Below are 16,779 nucleotides of genomic sequence, written 5' to 3'. Positions count from 1 at the left end.
CGCCCATGAGCTATCAACTGCAGATTCTTCCGGTGGACCTGAGTTGTCCGCTACTGCCTGGGCAGACCGTGCTGGATGCGGCGCTGGCCGACGGCCTGATGCTCAAGCACAGCTGCCGCACCGGCACATGCGGCAGTTGCAAGGGCCAGGTGCTCAGCGGCGACGTGGACCACGGCGACAGCTCGCTGGAGGTGCTCAGCGCCGCCGAGCGGGCACAGGGCCTGGCGTTGTTTTGCTGCGCCACGGCGCGCTCCGACCTGGTGATCGAGGCCCCTGAAGTGACGGCATTGCGCGGCATCAGCATCCAGCAGATGGGCGTGCGTGTGGCCAGCATCGACAAGGTCAGCAGTGACGTGGCGGTGCTGCGGCTGATGCTCGCGCCGGGCGCCGGGTTTGATTATTTTCCCGGCCAGTACGTGCAGGTGCTGCTCAAGGATGGCAGCCGGCGCAGCTATTCGATGGCCACCCGCAGCGCGCGTGACAATCAGTTGGAGTTGCACATCCGGCACATGCCTGGCGGTGTGTTCAGCGGGCATGTGTTCAACGCCTTGCAACCCAAGGCCATCCTGCGCATGGAAGGCCCGTTCGGCTCGTTCTACCTGCGCGACAGCGAGCGGCCGATGATCTTCCTGGCCAGCGGCACCGGTTTTGCGCCGATCCAGGCCTTGCTCGAACAACTGCGTGAGAGCGACAACCGGCGTCCGGTCTACCTGTACTGGGGCGGCCGGCGCCGTGAGGATCTGTATCGCCATGAGCAGTTGCTGGCCTGGGAGGCCCAGTTGCCGTGGCTGCGCTACACCCCGGTGCTGTCCGATCCCACCCCGGCCTGCGATTGGCAGGGCGCGACCGGCTTCGTCCACCGCCAGGTGCTGAGCGACTTCCAGAGCCTCAAGGGGTTTGAAGTGTATGCCTGTGGTGCGCCGATCGTGGTCGACTCGGCGCGGCGCGACTACGTCGAGTTGCGCCAATTGGAGGCGGCCGATTTCTATGCCGACGCTTTCGTCTAGGTCGCAACGGTGCGCATTTTTGGCGTGTGTGCCCCTGGCCAGATGAATCCGGCGGCTGTTCCAGGCCGCCGGTTCGCTTGCCTGCCCAAGAACAAGAACCCTGAGAGGCTTGCATGCTGAATCTTAGAACATGGCGCATCACTACCCGTATTGGCGCGCTGGTGGTGGGCCTGGGCGTGTTGATCATTTGCCTGGCCGTTTGGCTGGGCCTGTTGTTGCAGCGCTCGTTGCTCGAAGAAAAAATGGCGGGTGTCGACACCGCGCTGAACACCGCCAATTCGATCCTTGCGTACTATGCCGGGCAAGTGGACAGCGGGCACATGAGCCTGGAATTGGCCCAGCGCCAAGCCGCCGAGGTCGTCGGTACCCTGCGCTATCTGGGCGATAACTACCTGCTGATCCTCGACCTGGACTATCGGATGATCATGCACCCGACGGCACCGGCGTTGGTGGGCAAGGCGCTGGGCGACTTCAAGGACCAGAACGGCAAGCCGTTTTCCCGCCAGTTCGTGGACGGCGCGCGCCAGCAGGGGCGGGTGTTGGTGGACTACTACTTCCCCCGTGCCAATGGCGGGCCGGCCGAATACAAACTGTCCGAGGCCCGCCTGTTCAAGCCCTGGGGCTGGGTGGTGGCGAGCGGCATCTACCCCAGCGATGTGCAGCGGGTGGTCAACCGCGTGCTGGTGGCGCCGGCCTGGATCAGTGCCGTGGTGCTGCTCGGGTTGATGCTGTTTGCCTGGATGATCATCCGCAGCATTACCCGGCCGCTGCGCGAGACGGTCGACGCCCTGGGCGCGGCGGTCAGCGGGCAAACCGACCTCACCCTGCGGCTGCCCGCGGTTGGCAATGACGAACTCACCCAACTGTCACGCAGTGTCAACAGCTTGATTCACGCCGCCCATGACGTCAGTCAAGGCACGGCGGTGGCCAGCGGGCAGGTGTTGCGCCTCAGTGACGACCTCGGCGAAGTCACGGCGGCGACCCAGAGCAGCATCGACCACCAACTGTTGGAAACCGACAGCCTGGTCACCGCCATGAATGAAATGGTCGCCACCGTGCAGGATGTCGCGCGCAATGCTGCCGTGGCGGCGGACGCCACGCGCCTGGCCGAAGAGCAGGCCAGCGATGGTCAGCACATCGTTCAGTCCACCATCGACGCTATCCAGCAATTGGTCGAAGCGCTGTTTGTCACCCATGCCATGGTCAAGCAACTGGAGGCCGACTCCAGCCGCGTGGGCAGTGTGCTCGATGTGATCAGCGCGATAGCCGAACAGACCAACCTGCTGGCGCTCAATGCGGCGATCGAAGCCGCGCGGGCGGGCGAGTATGGGCGCGGGTTCGCGGTGGTCGCCGACGAGGTGCGGACCTTGGCGCAGCGCACCCAGACCTCCACCGTGGAGATCAAGCAGATCATCGAGCAGGTGCAGTCGGGTGCCAGTGGCGCGCTGGAACGTATCGTCGCCAACGTCGAGACCGCACGGGTGCCGGTCGAGATCTCGGCGAAGGCGGGCGATGCCTTGAAGCGCATCACCCAGTCGGCCGCCACCGTCAGCGACATGACCTTGCAGATCGCCAGTGCGGCCGAGCAGCAGGCGGTGACGGCGGATGAAATCAGCCGCACCCTGGCGCGCATCCATACGCTGGTGACGGTCAGCGGCGCGTCCAGCGTCAGCACGCGCGATTCCAGCGAGGCGTTGCGGCGGTTGGCGCGGGTGCTGGAAGGGCAGGTCGAGCAACTCAGGCTTTGAATCCGTGAAGCGACATTGGTCGAGCTTCAACCGAGCGGCTGTTCGGTGTTAGAGTCGCCGCCATGAAACTGACCCGCTCAGACCGCTCGCTCATTGCCTGGATGCTGTATTTTTGCGTCCTGTTCAATGTGTTCGCCTGCGGTTTGGCTCATGGACAGGTGACGGGCTTGACGCTCAACGGCGTCGCCGGGCAGTTCTGCTCGTCCCAGGGCAGTTCCGCGCCGGCCTCGAAAACCGACGTCGCCGATCTGGCCGCCAGTGGCTGGGCCGGCAGTTTTGCTTGTCCGATCTGCTCGTCCGTGACCTTGAGCATCGCCTTGCTGTTCTGCCTGGGCTGGTTGCTGCGGATCGGGCCGGTACGCCGGCCTGACCGCGAACAGCGCTGCAAGGCTCCCCCTCGCTACTCCTGGCCCTCGGCCAACCCCAGAGCCTCCCCCGCACTGTGCGCATGACCGCGTTTGTCTAAGCCCCCTTGTGCCTGTTGACCCCGGTCAGCCAGGCGGTGCGGGGGTTCCACGGTTAAAGGTGACACGGGAAGGAGCACACAATGGCTCATGTATTTGCACGCCTCAATCGCCGGCCACGGCCAGGATTGTCTGCGGCCGGTTACACACGAACACACACAAAGTCCGCCACTGCACCGATCGCTCGGAGGTCGCCATGCGCGCACTAGCCGTGCCCTCGGGGGCGTCGCGATTGGTCAGCAAAACCTCGCGCCTGCGTAATCAAGGCGACTTCCTGCTGCCGTTTCCGGACTATCCCGGTAATGCACGCAGCTTCGTGCATCTGGATGCCCGGCTGCTGCCTTACTGGCACACCTTGTTCGATGTGTGCCCAGGCTTGCTCAAACTCGATCCGCCCGATGGCCTGAATATCTTTCGCGGCTTCATGACCTGGGCCTATCGCAATCATCCGCCGTTGAACTGGACCTATTACCTGAGCGTCTGCCGCTGGCTGCTGGGCTCCAAGTACCAGGCGCGGATCAACGAAGAGCACATCGAGTCCTTTATGTGCGCAGCGGCGGCACGCTGGATCAACACGGACGACAGCCAGGCCCGCGGGCTGGTGCTGGCCTGGCAAGGCACACCGGAAAAGGTGTTCGATTGGAAGCAGGCGCCTCGGCTTGTGCCTGGGCTTGAAGCGGACTTGGAGGAGTTCCCGCCCGTGCCCTGGGACTTTGCCTGGTGCCCGCTGACCGGCAAGGGCGGCGTGGGCTTTCGCCGCTGGTTGTCGATTCCCTGAGCGGGATTTGCCCCTGTGTGGCATCAGTGACCTGCGACAGAACGCCACGCTTGATCGGCGTCCGTCACTGGCGCCACCCGGCCTGTGGACCGGACCGAACAGAGCGCACACTGTGGCCGATTGTCGCAGTTGTTGCCCTGGGACGGCGCTCATACAGTGGGCAGGCTTCGAGCGGAGGCAGACACTTCCACGGTTGCTCGAGGTGCGGCATTTGAACCCGTGCACATGCGGGCGCCAGGCCCTCTTCCCAGAGGGCTTTTTTTTTGGTTTTTACGGCGTTCAGACCCAGCGCGGCACACAATCCCCTGCGGGCAGGTCGAGGTAAGCGGGCATTATTTAAGCAAACCAGATTTTCCGATCAGGGCAAGCAACGTCATAGCGCTTAACAGGCCGATTACACTCCATTGTATTAATGCCAGCTTTCGCTTAAGTGGCGCCGGAAAATTGTTTAAGTCCTCAGCACTCAACCCACCTCTTTTGAGATAGAAACCGGGAAATGTCACGATCCCGGAGATACCACCAATCAATAAGAGTTTTCCCCAAGGGCCGCCATGCCTGAGTGGAGCCCGATTCATGATGGCCGAGCAGTTTTTCAAATGCTCCAGCATTAAGTCCATCTTGGTATAGGCCATATGCAGTGCAATGCCAATCCAAACAAACATGCAGACGATCACCAGGGCGCATAGATAACCAACGACAAACTCAGCGGTGTTCATTTCGTATTCTCGTAGATCACATCACCCGCCATTTCTCCGATCAATCCTCCGACAGCACCGCCAGCAAAAGATCCAGCCCCGACGGCCACAACACCACACGCCAAAGTCGCTAAACCACCTGTCGGCACCCCCAACCCGATACATAGCCCAGTGACCATAGAGCCGGTCAACAATGCGCCCGCCGTTGCACCCCCTGCGACACCCCCGGCAAAGCTACCCACTTCTGTAAATTTGACTTTCTTGCAAGCCTCGGCGTTACCCGCCGTGCAAACGTCCTGGACCTTTAAGTACGAAGCGCCACCGCCAAGGGCGATTCCAATCCAGCCGCCGTATCGAACAGCTTTGGCAGCCTGGGACACACCTTCGATGTGCGTGGCATATCCGGGGATTTGCCCCGCAGCACCGGCCTTCGTCCAACGGTGAACCACGCTGCGACTGGAAATTCCCAGCGCACTTTTCAAGTTCGGATGATCAGGGAAACCAATGCCTTTTCGGGTCATTGCAGTCAGGTTCGTATTGAGCTGCGCGAGCAGACGCTTACGTTCAGCAAAAAACGCTGGCGAGCGTAGATGTCCATCGGCTTGGAATGTGCGTTTGTGCAGTGCTTCGATTTCAGTCAACACGGTTTTCACGCTCTCCAGATTCCTGGAAAACATCGCTTCACCGATGCCGATACCCGCCGAGCCCGCAGACAAAAAGGTTTCAATTTCGTCGCGGTGCCGAACCATGAAATCGGCCTCTTCCGGGCTGAGCGGTTTGAGGGCCTCATTCGCCGTGGCCGCAGCTTCCATCAACAGCGCTTCTTCGTGGGTGCATTGCAGGTTATCTGGATCGCCGAGCACGATCATCGTGCCTGCTTTAACGTCGTTCAGATTGGGGTTTAACGACTTGAATTTTTGGATCACGGCGGGGTTCTTCGAAGAGAACAGCGTCGACTCCAGTTTTTCGGCTGTCGTGCTTTTCGGTACGACGTAAAAGCCAGGCTCTTGTGGTTGCGGTTTGACTACCGGTTCAGCGTCAGGCAGCGACGGTTTCTCTTGAACGGCAGGTTTACGAAAACCACCGGCTGTCCAGCCCTTGCCGGTGATGTGCGAATACTTGCCGAACGTGTCATTGCTTAACGGGCTGAAGGGGTTGCTCGACACCAACAACAGCTCCCCCTTTTCAACCGCTTCAAGAATTTCTTCCTGGCTCCAAGCACGACCATACGAACAGACGTCCAGCCCCTCGATCCGTGAGAATGCACCGCCATAAAAGGCTTCCTGAACTTTGGATCTAGCAAAAAAAGGCGACTCGATTTTGCTGATGCTGATACCTCGACGCTCACGATCTTGCCAATGAATAAGGCGCATAACGTAGTGTCCTGAATTGAGAGAGCCGATCAGGCAGCAGTCTGCGCAGCTCAATTGATGGTCGGCGAAGCGTAACCGCCGTTAGGCAGCACTAAAATGCCGGCTTATTGCCATTAAGCTGGAGGGGAGGCGTCGAGCGCGCCGTGTTGCGAGGGAAGAAAAAACTTCGCGTAAGGGACGTTATGGATAAATGCTCGCGGCCGAGTGCGACGAGGCGTGGAGGCCCCTCGTGCGACAGCCCGCCACACTCAGGCAGGGAGAGCGCTCAGGTGTGGATCTTGATGGTGCAATGAAGCGCTGCCTGTGGTGGTTTGTCGCAGGTCAGGTGGCGTGCACGGGCATGCTAGATTCTGCGTCGACACGGCATTTTCCCTTGGCAGGGTTTTGGTCGCGTCACTCAGCGCCAGGAATCGCAAGGTTCCTGGCGCTCCTTTGATGTGTGTTCGAGCCTCAACCGACGGTTGCGGGCGCTGCAGATTTACGGTTGAAGCACGGAACATGTCCTGTCCAGGACATTGCTGACGACATAACAATGGCAGGGATTCTTGCATGCTCTCCAACAGGCACCCGCGGCACGCTCGGCTCCCCCTCGGCCTTCTGGTCTGCCTGTTTGCGTGCCTGTTCCAAGCATTGGCCTGGGCAAGCATGCCTCTGCCAATCCCCGCCTCAACGGGCGAGCGGGTGGTCATTTGCACGGCCAATGGCATGCAGAGCCTGTCCCTTGCCGACTTCAAGGCCCGTGCCGGCCAGCGTCAGGATGACCAGGACGCCCCGGACGCCTCGCCCGGCTGCGCGCTGTGTCCCTTTGTCGGCGCACTGGCCCTGACGCCTGCGGTTCCCGTTCTGCCGGCGCTCGTTCTCGGGCATTACCCTTATGCCGCGATCGCGAACACCAACCCCGTTGTTGTCCCCCCCTTTGAGATCTCGCAGGCCAGGGCCCCTCCCGGCATCGCGTGATGTGCATTCTCCACGCCGACTCTGAATGTCCGGGGGCTCGGCGCTTTTCCTGATTAGCTTTGGAAGTCTTGTCATGCCTGCTATGACCCAGGTCGCGGCCGCCTTGTGCGTTGCCGAACCTTATACTGCGCGCCGTTTTCCTCAGACTCTGCCTGGCCTCAAGGGCGCGGTGGACGTCGACCGGTTCACCCTGTCGCTATTGGCCGCTGCGTGCGCGTTGTCTGTCACCGGGGCCTATGCGCAGCCCGTCACCGATGATGACGCGCCGTTGTCCTACGAGCTGGAAAGTACGACGATCACCGCGACCCGCACCCCCAACAACAGCTTTGCTTTACCGGCGTCCGTATCCACCGTCGATCGCCAGCAACTGGAGGGTGCCCAAGCCAATACGCTCTCCACGGTGTTGCGGACCCTGCCCAACGTGAATTACGGCGGTGGCCCCCGGGCTGCGGCGCAAAGCCCGGCGATCCGTGGCCTGCAGGGGCCAAGGATCATCCTCACGGTCGATGGCGCACGGCGTAACAATGATGGCGGCGTGAATACGCCCCTGCTGATCGACTCGGACTTGATCAAGCAGGTCGACGTGGTACGCGGCCCGATGTCCGCCGCCTACGGCAGTGGCGGGCTGGGCGGGGTGATGGCGATCGAGACGCTGGGCGTCGAGGATATTCTGGACCCGGGCAAAACCCTGGGCGGCCGGATCAAGGCTGGCTATCACAGCGCCAACGAAGAACTGTCCAGTAACCTGACCGTGGCTGCCCGCGGCGAGCGCGCCGATGTGCTCGCCAGTGCCACGTACCGCGACTACGGCACTATTCATACCGGGGCGAGCGGCGATGACGCGAAGTATCCCAACGACGGGCAACTCAAGAGCGGCCTGTTCAAAACCAGCTTTTCGCCGAATGAGTTGAACCGTTTCGAGCTGGGCTACCAGCGCTTCTCGGACGAGATGGTCGGCCCCACCAACCCAGGTGGCAACCTGCTGTTTCCATTTTCGCAGAAGCTCCAGCGCGAGCAGGAGCAGTACAACGCCAGTTGGGCGTTCCAGGACGCCGAGCAGCAACTGCTGGACGGCAAGCTGGCGCTCTACCAGACCCGCTTCACCCTCGATGGCGACAGCCGTTCGGTGCCACGTCAACCCACCACCTCGACCCAGACCAAGACCCTGGGGGCGAGCCTGCAGAACAGCAGCCGTTTTGACGCCGGGACCTGGTCATCCCACCGCTTGACCTACGGGGTAGATGGCTACCGCGACACCAACGAGAACGCCTCCGACGGTCAGTCCAACAGTGTCCTGCCCAATGGACAGATGCGCGCCCTGGGCGGCTTTGTGCAGGACGAAATGGCGTTCCTGGACGACTGGACCCTGATCGCAGCCCTGCGCCACGACGATTACCGCCTGACGTCTCCCGGCCAGGAAGACTCCAGCCACAACCGGCTCTCACCCAAAGTCGCCTTGAAGTACCAGCCCTGGGCGTTCCTCGGGGTGTTTGTCAGTTATGGCGAGGCCTTCCGGGCGCCGACCATGACCGAGATGTTCGGCAACCTGAACACCCGCAGGGCGCTGTTCAACTTCCGCCCGAACCCCGCGCTCAAGCCGGAAACCAGCAAGACGAAGGAAGTGGGCGCGACGTTGGCCTTCGACGATCTCGTGGCCGCAGGCGACAGTCTGCGGGCGAAGGTCACCTACTTTACCGAGGACGTTGATGACCTGATCGACCAGCAAGTGGTGGGCATCTACAGCCGTCAGGCGCCGTTCGCCGGAACCGGCATGGTCTTTCAGCGAGTCAACGTGGCCCAGGCCGAGCGCCATGGCGGTGAGCTCGAATTGACCTATCGCTGGCAGCGCCTGTCGTTAGGCGCCGGCTACTCGCGGTTGCGCTCCCGGAACGCCGAGACCGGTGCCCAACTGTATGCGCCGCCGGATAAGTTTGCGTTGGGCAGCCAGTACCGGCTCGATGACAACTGGTCGCTGAGTTACCAGGGCCAATACGTGTGGGCCCAGGATTATGACGCCACCGAACTGCGGCGGCGCAAAGGCTATGTGATCCACGACATCGGCGCGGCCTATGAGTACAAGCAGTACCGCGTCGATCTGGGGGTGAGCAACCTGTTCGACAAGGTCTACAGCACCTACCAGCAGTCCTTGGCCACGACCTTCACCTATGAAGAAGGCCGCAGCGTGAACCTCGCCTTGAGTGCACGTTTTTGATCCCCTGGAGCCCCATCATGCGTTCATTATCCGTAAGCCTGACACTGACCTCTGTGGCGTGCCTGGCGGGCTGTACGACTCAATTGCCCGTGGAACAACCGGTGAGCCTGAGCTTTGCGCTGGTGGCCGGTGAGCAGCCGGTGCGCTGTGGCAGTGCCTTTGGGCCTTTGGGGCGCGACCATAAACGCGTGTTGTTGCGCGATGCGCGGTTCTATGTGCAGGACGTCGCCTTGATCGACGACGCCGGCAAACCCGTACCCGTGCGTTTGCAGGTCAGTGACTGGCAGGATGCCAAGGTCGCGTTGCTCGACTTCGAGGACGGCAGCGGCCATTGCGTCGGCGGTACGCCAGCGACCAACACTCAGGTCATCGGCAGCGTCCCGGCCGGACACTACCGCGGCGTGAGCTTGACCCTGGGCGTACCGGAGTCCTTGAATCACACCAGCACCGAGCTGCAAGCGGCGCCGCTGGACCTGGCGGCCATGGGCTGGAGCTGGCAGGCCGGGCGCAAGTTCATCAAGCTTGAAGTCGACCCCGAAGGCGGTGTCAGCAAAGCCGATGGCTCAAGGGCCAACACCTGGTACCTGCACCTGGGCTCCACCGGCTGTAGCGGCAACCCGGTGACTGGCGAGACGGTGGCGTGTCAGCGGGCCAACCGTATCCCTTTGCGCTTCGAAGGGTTTGACCCGGCGACGCAAGCGGTGGTGCTGGATGTGGCCGCATTGTTGCGCGACAGCCGCCTGGCGGTGGACGAGGGCGCCGCGGTGGGCTGCATGAGCGGGCCGAGCGACCCTGAGTGCGTCGCGGTGTTCAAGCGCCTGGGTGTGTCGTTGAACAGCGGCTCACCCCTTGAACCTGGCTATTCCCCGGCGTTTTCGGCGCGTCAAAAGCCATGAGTCGAGACTACTGGCGGTTGACCGGCGGGCTGCTTTTGGGCCTGGCGCTGGCCTGGCCCGTTTCGGCCCAGGACTGGACATGGGAGCTGCCGTCCCATGTGCCAGCGCCCCGAGTGCCCGCGGACAACCCCATGTCGGCGGTTAAAGTCGAACTGGGCCGGCGTTTGTTTTATGACCCGCGCTTGTCCGCCGACGGCAACCGTTCCTGCGCCTCCTGTCACCAGCAGGCGCGGGCCTTCACCGACGCCAAAGCGCTGTCCGAGGGCGGTACCGGGCAGTTGACCCACCGCAATGCGCCCGGTCTGGCCAACAGCGCCTGGAATGCGACCTACAACTGGGCAGCGCCGGCAGTCGTGACGCTGGAGCGCCAGATGGAGATCCCGCTGTTTGGTGATGACCCGATCGAAATGGGCGTTAACGATGGCAATCGCCAACAGATCCTCGAACGCTTGCGGGCCGAGCCGTTGTACCCGCCGCTGTTCCAGGAAGCCTTCGCGGATCAGGCGCAGCCGCTGAACATGGCCTCGGTGATCAAGGCTATCGCGGCCTTCCAGCGCTCCATCGTGTCGGTGGACAGTCGTTATGACCGCTACTTGCAGGGCAAGGCAGCCTTGAGTGCCGCCGAGCAACGCGGCATGAGCCTGTTCTTTGGCGAGCGGGCCGAGTGTCATCACTGTCACGGCAGTTTCAACTTCAACGACCAGGTGGTGCATGCCAGGAGCCGGGTGGTGCAAACCCCGTTTCACAACACCGGGCTTTACAACATCGACGGGGCCGGCGGTTTTCCCTTCCCCAATCGCGGGCTCTACGAGAGCACCGGCAAGCCCGAGGACATGGGCGCGTTTCGCGCGCCCAGCCTGCGCAATGTGGCGGTCACCGGGCCTTATATGCACGACGGCAGCATCGCCACCCTGGAACAGGTGATCGACGTGTACGCCGACGGTGGTCGCGTCATCGAGAACGGCCCGAATCGCGGGGATGGGCGACTGAACCCATACAAGAGTGGGCTGATTGCCAGGATCGAGCTCAGCCCGCAGGAAAAGCAGGACTTGCTGGCTTTCCTCAAGTCCTTGACCGATGAATCGCTGCTCAACGACCCGCGTTTCAGCGATCCCTGGAAGCACAAACACTGACCTGACCCCAACCATGGCCGTTCCCGTCGGGAGCAAGGAGGCTGCCAGCCGTCAAACTGTCGTTATCTGCTGCACCTACACGGCGAATTCGCCAAACCGCGGACATCCGTGCCCTGCACCGATGCCGCTCACTGAAAAAGGAGTGACACCCGATGAGCATCAAAATCGCGAAAAAACACACCCTGCAAATCGCCGGTCGTGCCGGTGCCTGCTGCGCGTCGTGCTGCGCCCCGCTGGGCGTGAACTGAAGCATGCCCTCCATGGCGGCTAACGTGGCCGTGGAGGGTCTAGACCAAGGAGGTGCAGGACCATGCTGATCGGCTTCAACTACACCCTGGGCGACACCGCACCGTTGGTGCGCAAACTCTTGGCCGGCCGGCACATCGACTATGTCGAGCTGCTGATCGACAATTTTCTGGCCGTCCCACTCGAAGAACTCATGGACGGTTTTGCCGCCCCCGTGGGCTTTCACATCATGTTTTCCAAGTTCATCGAAAACGACACGCCCGCGCTTGAGCGCCTGGCCTATCGCTTGCGGGAACTGATCGACCGGCTACGGCCGTTGTACGTCTCCGACCATGTGGCGCGCTTCAGTCATGAGGGGCGCCAGCTCTACCACCTGGCAGAGATCGACTACCTCAACGATTACGCGCGGGTGCGCGAACGGGTCGACTGGTGGCAACAGGCACTGGGGTGCCAACTGTTGTTGGAAAACTACCCCTCGATCATGGACGGTGGCCACGATGCGCCGGCCTTTCATGAACGGCTTTACCGCGATACCGGCGCCGGGGTGCTGTTCGATGCGTCCAACGCGGTATGCGCGCACCTCAACTGCGGGGTACCGCTGGAGGCCTGGGAGGGCATCATCGAATTGTCATCGCATTTCCATACGGCAGGCTACAACCTGTCGATCCTGCAACCCCATCTGATCCTCGATACCCACGATCAGGCGCTATCCGATGCCACCCTGGACTTTCTCCAGCGTTACCGCATGCAGTTCGACACGCCGCACGCGACCATGACCTACGAGCGGGACGACCGCTTCGATGAGCACGAGATCGTCGCCGATCTGCAACGCTTGCGCGGCGTTTTTATGCCGCCGTCACAGGCGCTTCAGTCATGAGCGTAAGGGGTTTATCCCCTCGAACCGACGCTGACCTGCTGGATGCGTTGAGCGTGCCCGAGCGCCAGGCCGACTACCCTCGCGACTCGCGGGCGTTTGTGCGTATCGACAGCAGCCTGCGGGTCTATTGGCACACGTTGTTCGACATTTGTCCGGGGCTATTGGCGCTGTCGGGTCCGGATGGACTGGCGATATTCCGGCCGTTCATGGGCTGGGCCGCCGAGCAGCGCTTGTCGCTCAACTGGACGTATTACCTATGGGTCGATGTCTGGCTGCAACAGTCGCAGTTCCGGCAGCAATTGACCCCGGCATTGCGCTACAGCCTGATGGGCGCTTCGGTCGCGCGTTGGGCCACCGGTGATCGCTCCGAGTCGAACGGCATCATTGTGTCTGCCGCGGATCTGCCCGACCTGGTCTGCGCCTGGAAAACCCAGTCCCTGGAAGGCGCCCGGGAGGTCGAACAGATTGAATTGTCCGAACCGCTGCCGTCGCCGGCAGCGGCTTTCGGGTTTTTCACGGTGGCCAGTCGGAACCTGGAAGAGGGGTTTCCCGGCTGGACCGATGTGCCTCGTTGAAGGGGAGGCGTTTGTCGATGGGGCTCAGCTCGGGGCGCTCGCAATCCTGCGAGCGCCCCGACGCCCAGGCCCAACCGCCATGCGCGATCAGTTGCCAACAGTAAAACCGTAGGCCCCCTCGCTTTTATGGGTATCGACCGAGACCGCGTGCCATTCAACCTTGTACGTGCCGGCGGTCAACGGTTTTTCCGGTGTGACGATCAGGGTTTTCTTGTCGTCCGGCGCCGTGGCGATGCTTTTGATCGCCACGGCCTCGGTGCCGTTGCTGACTTTGACCTGGGTGAACTGGGCTTCGATGCCTTCGGAAAATACCAGGCGCAGTTCCTTGGGGGCGCTGACGGTGGCGTCTGCCGCCGGCAGTTCGCTTTTCAGATGGGCGTGGGCGAACGCCGAGTTGGCCGTGGCGAAGGATGCAAGCAACGCCACGGTAGTCAGGACTTTCTTCGCAAAATGAGCAGACATCGGTAGTTCCTCGAGTGGGAGATGGTGTTGCAGGGTGTGCCTTATCGCTGGCGCCCCTTGTGCCCCAGCGGTGTGTTCAATCAGAAATCCAGGGTCACGCCGGTATACAGCGCGCGCCCGTCACCCGGTGAGTGCAGTGAGGCCTGGGCGCCGTCCGGGTCGTACCAGACGTATTCATAGTAACGGTTGGTAAGGTTTTTCAACTGCAGGTCGACACTCACCGACTCGGTCACCTGGTAGGTGGCACCGAGGTTCATCAGGACGTAGCCGCCATAGGTGCCCTTGGTGTTTTCGCGCTCCAGGTAGTAGTTGGTCTGGCCGTTCATCCAGGCTGTCAATTGCAGATCGCGGGTGGCCTTGTAGCTGACGCCGGCGTTGTACAGGTGATGGGGGATGTGGTCGATTTCCTGGCCTTTGCTGTTGGGCAGGGTCGCGCTCGGCTGGAGGATTTTCGAATACTGCCAGGAGTAGGCCATCCAGATGTCGGTGCGGTCGTTCGGGTGCAGGTTGACCTGGGCGTCGTAACCCCAGCGTCGGGTTTCGCCGACGTTATCCGACTCGCCGCTCGGGTCGTTGAGCCGGCGACTGACTTCGCCGCTGGCTTCCTGTTGCCAATACGCCACGCGCCCGTCGATCCAGTTCGCCGGGGTGAACTTGACCCCGGTTTCCCAGCCTTCGTTGATCGACGGCGCCAGGTCCGTGTCCCGTGGCGGAATCTTGTAGGCCGCCGCGCCGGTTCCGACCTGGAAAGTGCGCCCCCAGTTGGCGTAGATGCTGGCGACCTTCCAGGGTGAATACACCACGCTGAGCTTGGGCTGTTTGATCAGCCCATAGTCGTTGATGTCGTAGTCCATGCCGGTCATTTCGTTGGTGAAGTCGCCCTGGATCTTGTCGACGCGATAGGCCGGAACGATCTTCAGCGACTCGAATGGTTTGATCTCGGCCTGCACGTAGGCGCCGTAGGTATCGAAGTCGAATTGCTGGTCGCGGGTTTGGGCCAGGCGCACGCGGTCTTTGGTGCGGTAGCGCTCGCTCTTGTTCTGTTGCTGCTGCATGTCCGCGCCACCTTCCAGGGCAAAGTCATACAGCCAACTGACTTGCGGGCGCCAGGTCAGGGAGGTGAGGGCGCCGTACTGGGTTTCGTAGGCGTCGCGCTCCTGCTGGGAACTGGTGCGCCAGTATTGCGTCCAGCGGCGGTCGTCGAAGGTGTTGACGTAGGTTTTCGCCGACCAGGCCAGGGTGTCGGCCAGGTCGGTGTCGAAGTGCACGCTGACCTGGTTCATCCGCCGCGTGCCCTTGTCGGTGGCGTTGTAGCTGTTGGTCATGCTCGGGTGCTGGTGCGCATCTTCTTCGCTCAAGTAACCGGGCTCCTGTGCCTCGGTTTCGTAGTGACGGGCGATCAGGCCGATACGGTAGCTGTTGTCGTCCGGGGTGTAGAACCATTTGCCGGACAGGGAAAACTTGTCCGCCTCGGCGTGATCGCGATAACCGTCGGACTTCTGGTAGGCAAAGAAGTAGTTCTGCGTCCAGTTACTGGTCTCGATGCCCTTGGCCAGTTGGGTTTCCTGGGTGTTGTAGCTGCCGTAGCGAATCCGCGCCTTGGTGTAGTCGCCGCCGGTGCGGGTCAGCATATTGACGTTGCCGGCGATGTTGTTCAGGCCGTAGCGCGCATCGCTGGTGCCGCGCACCACTTCGATGCTGTCCAGCTCCATGGGGAAAATCATGTCCATGAACGGCATGTTGCCGTCGTTGCTGTTGCTCGGGATGCCGTCGATCAGCAACTTCACCGCATTGACTTCGCCTTCGCCGTTGAAGCCGCGAAAGGAGATCTTGCCGGACGTGGTGCCCTGGTTGAACTCGGTGAGGATCACCCCCGGCGCACGGCTGAACAGTTCCCAACTGTAGTTGACCGGCATTTTTTCCAGGATGTCGGCGCCCAGAATATCCACCGAACTGAGCACGCTGCTGGTGCTCAGCGGGCCGCTGCTGGCGCTGGAGCCCTGGACCGTGACGGTGCCCAGGGTCAGGGTCGAGTCTTCGACCTTGGCGGTTTCGGCGAGGGCGCAGGGCAACGGCGTCAAGGCGAACAGACCGCACGTCAACAGCGACCATTTGGACGGGGACACGGGCAGAGCCTTTGCGCGAGGCAAAGTCGTAAAAGCAGGCATAACACAGGCTTCCTGATGACCAATAGCTTTCCGGGGGGCGCACATCGGTGCGCACAACCCCCAGGCAATAGAAACCACGCCGAGCAGAGGCCGGCGGGCAATGGGTGGGTCATCAGGCGGTGGGGGAGGCGCGGGGAGTCAGGCTCGGCCAGCGGACCCTGGGATGCAGGGTGGGCAGTGGCGGGTTATCGAAGGCGATATCGGCGGTGTAGCGCGGTAAATGATGGCGGTAGTAATCGCCTGGCAGGGCTGCGAGACCGGCATGTCCACAGCAGCATTTGCCATGTTGCATGACGCTCTTTTCCGCAGGCGTCGGCAGCGTGTCCAGGCGCTGGCTGAGCGAAGCCGGCAGCGTCTGGGAACTGCCACCCGAGCAAAAGCCACCCCAGAGCATCAACTGCACGTCTGGCGTTTGCGTCGCGCGGCTCATGGGCATGACCAGCATGTTCAGGAGCAGGGCCAGGCAGGCGATCCAGGGGCTCAGGCGCTTGAGTGTGAGCATCGGCAGGTCCGGCGGGTGAGGGGGCTGTTCGGCGGTATCGGGCAGCGTTCAATGGGGCGCTATCTTGCCTGATTTTTTCGCGGCCAGGGACCGGAAGTCGCGGCCATCCGCAACACAGGCATGGGACAGGTTGACGCAGTCTGTCGAGGCGCAGGGCATTGCTCTGAGCGAAGGGATCGGGTGTGGCAGGCTGTCGCAGTTTGGAGACCAGAGGGATATGGCCAACGGGCCGTCGCTGGGTCAGCTCTGCGATTTTCCGAGCAGGCGCCGCTTGTGTTTTTCCAGGAAAAACATCACCTCAAGCTTCAGGCCATCGGGGTCGAGGAAATAGACCGCATAGTAGCCCTCGCCGTAATCCGGGTAATCAGCGGGGGCGTCGACAATCGTCACCCCCTGATCCAGCAGGAACGCGTAGAGCGCATCGACATCCTCACGCGCGCCCACTTCGAACGCATAGTGATGAAAGCCGACATCGCCGGTCCGGTGCTTATGTTTGCGCCCCTGGGCATCGGCTTCGGTGATCCAGAACATGGTTTCGCCGTTGGTCCAGCCAATCACCTGGTCGAATTCCCATTCGAGGGTGAATCCCAGGAAACCGAGGACCTGATCGTAGAACGCCTTGGAGCGTTCCAGATTACTGACACGAATGGCCAAGTGATCGATGCCGATGACGTTCACCATGCCAG

The 16,779-nt window shown here is 61.9% G+C and carries 17 protein-coding genes; 11 read left to right on the top strand and 6 right to left on the bottom strand.

The window, feature by feature from the left end:
• The first annotated feature begins 5 nt into the window (after nucleotides 1–5).
• The 4 genes from BLR63_RS11260 to BLR63_RS11245 all read left to right on the top strand — a co-directional run bounded on the left by BLR63_RS11260 (nucleotide 6) and on the right by BLR63_RS11245 (nucleotide 3,997).
• Complete coding sequence (locus BLR63_RS11260; protein ID WP_010567323.1) at nucleotides 6–1,007, top strand: CDP-6-deoxy-delta-3,4-glucoseen reductase; 1,002 nt, start codon at nucleotides 6–8, stop codon at nucleotides 1,005–1,007.
• A 113-nt stretch (nucleotides 1,008–1,120) separates the two neighbouring features.
• Nucleotides 1,121–2,755 (top strand): methyl-accepting chemotaxis protein, encoded by a 1,635-nt coding sequence (locus BLR63_RS11255; RefSeq protein ID WP_010567322.1) that lies wholly within the window; start codon nucleotides 1,121–1,123, stop codon nucleotides 2,753–2,755.
• Between the two features lie 62 nt (nucleotides 2,756–2,817).
• Nucleotides 2,818–3,207: a DUF2946 domain-containing protein gene (locus tag BLR63_RS11250; protein WP_010567321.1), complete on the top strand. Its 390-nt coding sequence runs from the start codon at nucleotides 2,818–2,820 to the stop codon at nucleotides 3,205–3,207.
• A gap of 208 nt (nucleotides 3,208–3,415) precedes the next feature.
• On the top strand, nucleotides 3,416–3,997 hold the full coding sequence (locus BLR63_RS11245) for a putative natural product biosynthesis protein (RefSeq protein ID WP_010567320.1): 582 nt from the start codon (nucleotides 3,416–3,418) through the stop codon (nucleotides 3,995–3,997).
• A gap of 332 nt (nucleotides 3,998–4,329) precedes the next feature.
• Here BLR63_RS11245 and BLR63_RS11240 read toward each other — a convergent pair whose 3' ends face one another.
• Together BLR63_RS11240 and BLR63_RS11235 are read right to left on the bottom strand one after the other, a co-directional pair.
• Nucleotides 4,330–4,713, bottom strand: a complete 384-nt coding sequence (locus BLR63_RS11240; protein WP_010567319.1) for a hypothetical protein — start codon at nucleotides 4,711–4,713, stop codon at nucleotides 4,330–4,332.
• Complete coding sequence (locus tag BLR63_RS11235; RefSeq protein WP_010567318.1) at nucleotides 4,710–6,065, bottom strand: hypothetical protein; 1,356 nt, start codon at nucleotides 6,063–6,065, stop codon at nucleotides 4,710–4,712. Before BLR63_RS11235 ends, BLR63_RS11240 begins: the two co-directional genes overlap by 4 nt.
• Before the next feature lie 645 nt (nucleotides 6,066–6,710).
• Between BLR63_RS11235 and BLR63_RS11230 the strand changes: the two genes are divergently transcribed.
• From BLR63_RS11230 to mbnC, 7 genes are all read left to right on the top strand, one after another.
• The gene (locus BLR63_RS11230) at nucleotides 6,711–7,022 is read left to right on the top strand and encodes a DUF2946 family protein (protein WP_231998161.1); all 312 of its coding nucleotides are present in this window, start codon (nucleotides 6,711–6,713) and stop codon (nucleotides 7,020–7,022) included.
• 73 nt (nucleotides 7,023–7,095) lie between these two features.
• Nucleotides 7,096–9,234: a TonB-dependent hemoglobin/transferrin/lactoferrin family receptor gene (locus tag BLR63_RS11225; RefSeq protein ID WP_010567316.1), complete on the top strand. Its 2,139-nt coding sequence runs from the start codon at nucleotides 7,096–7,098 to the stop codon at nucleotides 9,232–9,234.
• Nucleotides 9,235–9,251: 17 nt separating this feature from the next.
• Nucleotides 9,252–10,130: an MbnP family copper-binding protein gene (locus tag BLR63_RS11220; RefSeq protein ID WP_010567315.1), complete on the top strand. Its 879-nt coding sequence runs from the start codon at nucleotides 9,252–9,254 to the stop codon at nucleotides 10,128–10,130.
• Entirely contained in the window at nucleotides 10,127–11,263 is a 1,137-nt protein-coding gene (locus BLR63_RS11215; RefSeq protein ID WP_042947548.1) for a methanobactin export MATE transporter MbnM, read from the top strand. Before BLR63_RS11220 ends, BLR63_RS11215 begins: the two co-directional genes overlap by 4 nt.
• Before the next feature lie 152 nt (nucleotides 11,264–11,415).
• Nucleotides 11,416–11,511 carry a methanobactin gene (gene mbnA, locus BLR63_RS11210; RefSeq protein WP_081480394.1) on the top strand — a complete coding sequence of 32 codons (96 nt, stop codon included), beginning with the start codon at nucleotides 11,416–11,418 and terminating at the stop codon, nucleotides 11,509–11,511.
• 62 nt (nucleotides 11,512–11,573) lie between these two features.
• Nucleotides 11,574–12,386, top strand: a complete 813-nt coding sequence (gene mbnB / locus BLR63_RS11205) for a methanobactin biosynthesis protein MbnB (protein ID WP_010567313.1) — start codon at nucleotides 11,574–11,576, stop codon at nucleotides 12,384–12,386.
• Nucleotides 12,383–12,961 carry a methanobactin biosynthesis protein MbnC gene (gene mbnC / locus BLR63_RS11200; protein WP_010567312.1) on the top strand — a complete coding sequence of 193 codons (579 nt, stop codon included), beginning with the start codon at nucleotides 12,383–12,385 and terminating at the stop codon, nucleotides 12,959–12,961. The genes mbnB and mbnC overlap by 4 nt, the downstream gene beginning before the upstream one ends.
• An 87-nt stretch (nucleotides 12,962–13,048) precedes the next feature.
• On the opposite strand, the gene copC is transcribed toward mbnC, so the two are convergent.
• The 4 genes from copC to BLR63_RS11180 form a co-directional block, all read right to left on the bottom strand.
• Nucleotides 13,049–13,423 carry a copper homeostasis periplasmic binding protein CopC gene (gene copC / locus BLR63_RS11195; RefSeq protein WP_010567311.1) on the bottom strand — a complete coding sequence of 125 codons (375 nt, stop codon included), beginning with the start codon at nucleotides 13,421–13,423 and terminating at the stop codon, nucleotides 13,049–13,051.
• 80 nt (nucleotides 13,424–13,503) lie between these two features.
• A complete protein-coding gene (locus BLR63_RS11190; protein ID WP_010567310.1) occupies nucleotides 13,504–15,591 on the bottom strand; it encodes a TonB-dependent receptor in 2,088 nt (695 codons plus the stop codon).
• A 112-nt stretch (nucleotides 15,592–15,703) separates the two neighbouring features.
• Nucleotides 15,704–16,093, bottom strand: a complete 390-nt coding sequence (locus tag BLR63_RS11185) for a DUF2946 domain-containing protein (RefSeq protein ID WP_010567309.1) — start codon at nucleotides 16,091–16,093, stop codon at nucleotides 15,704–15,706.
• Between the two features lie 240 nt (nucleotides 16,094–16,333).
• Nucleotides 16,334–16,774 (bottom strand): VOC family protein, encoded by a 441-nt coding sequence (locus BLR63_RS11180; protein WP_010567308.1) that lies wholly within the window; start codon nucleotides 16,772–16,774, stop codon nucleotides 16,334–16,336.
• Nucleotides 16,775–16,779 lie beyond the last annotated feature (5 nt).

Source organism: Pseudomonas extremaustralis (assembly GCF_900102035.1).
In the GTDB taxonomy this organism is placed as follows: Bacteria; Pseudomonadota; Gammaproteobacteria; order Pseudomonadales; family Pseudomonadaceae; genus Aquipseudomonas; species Aquipseudomonas extremaustralis.
This window is presented reverse-complemented; position numbering and strand designations above follow the sequence as displayed.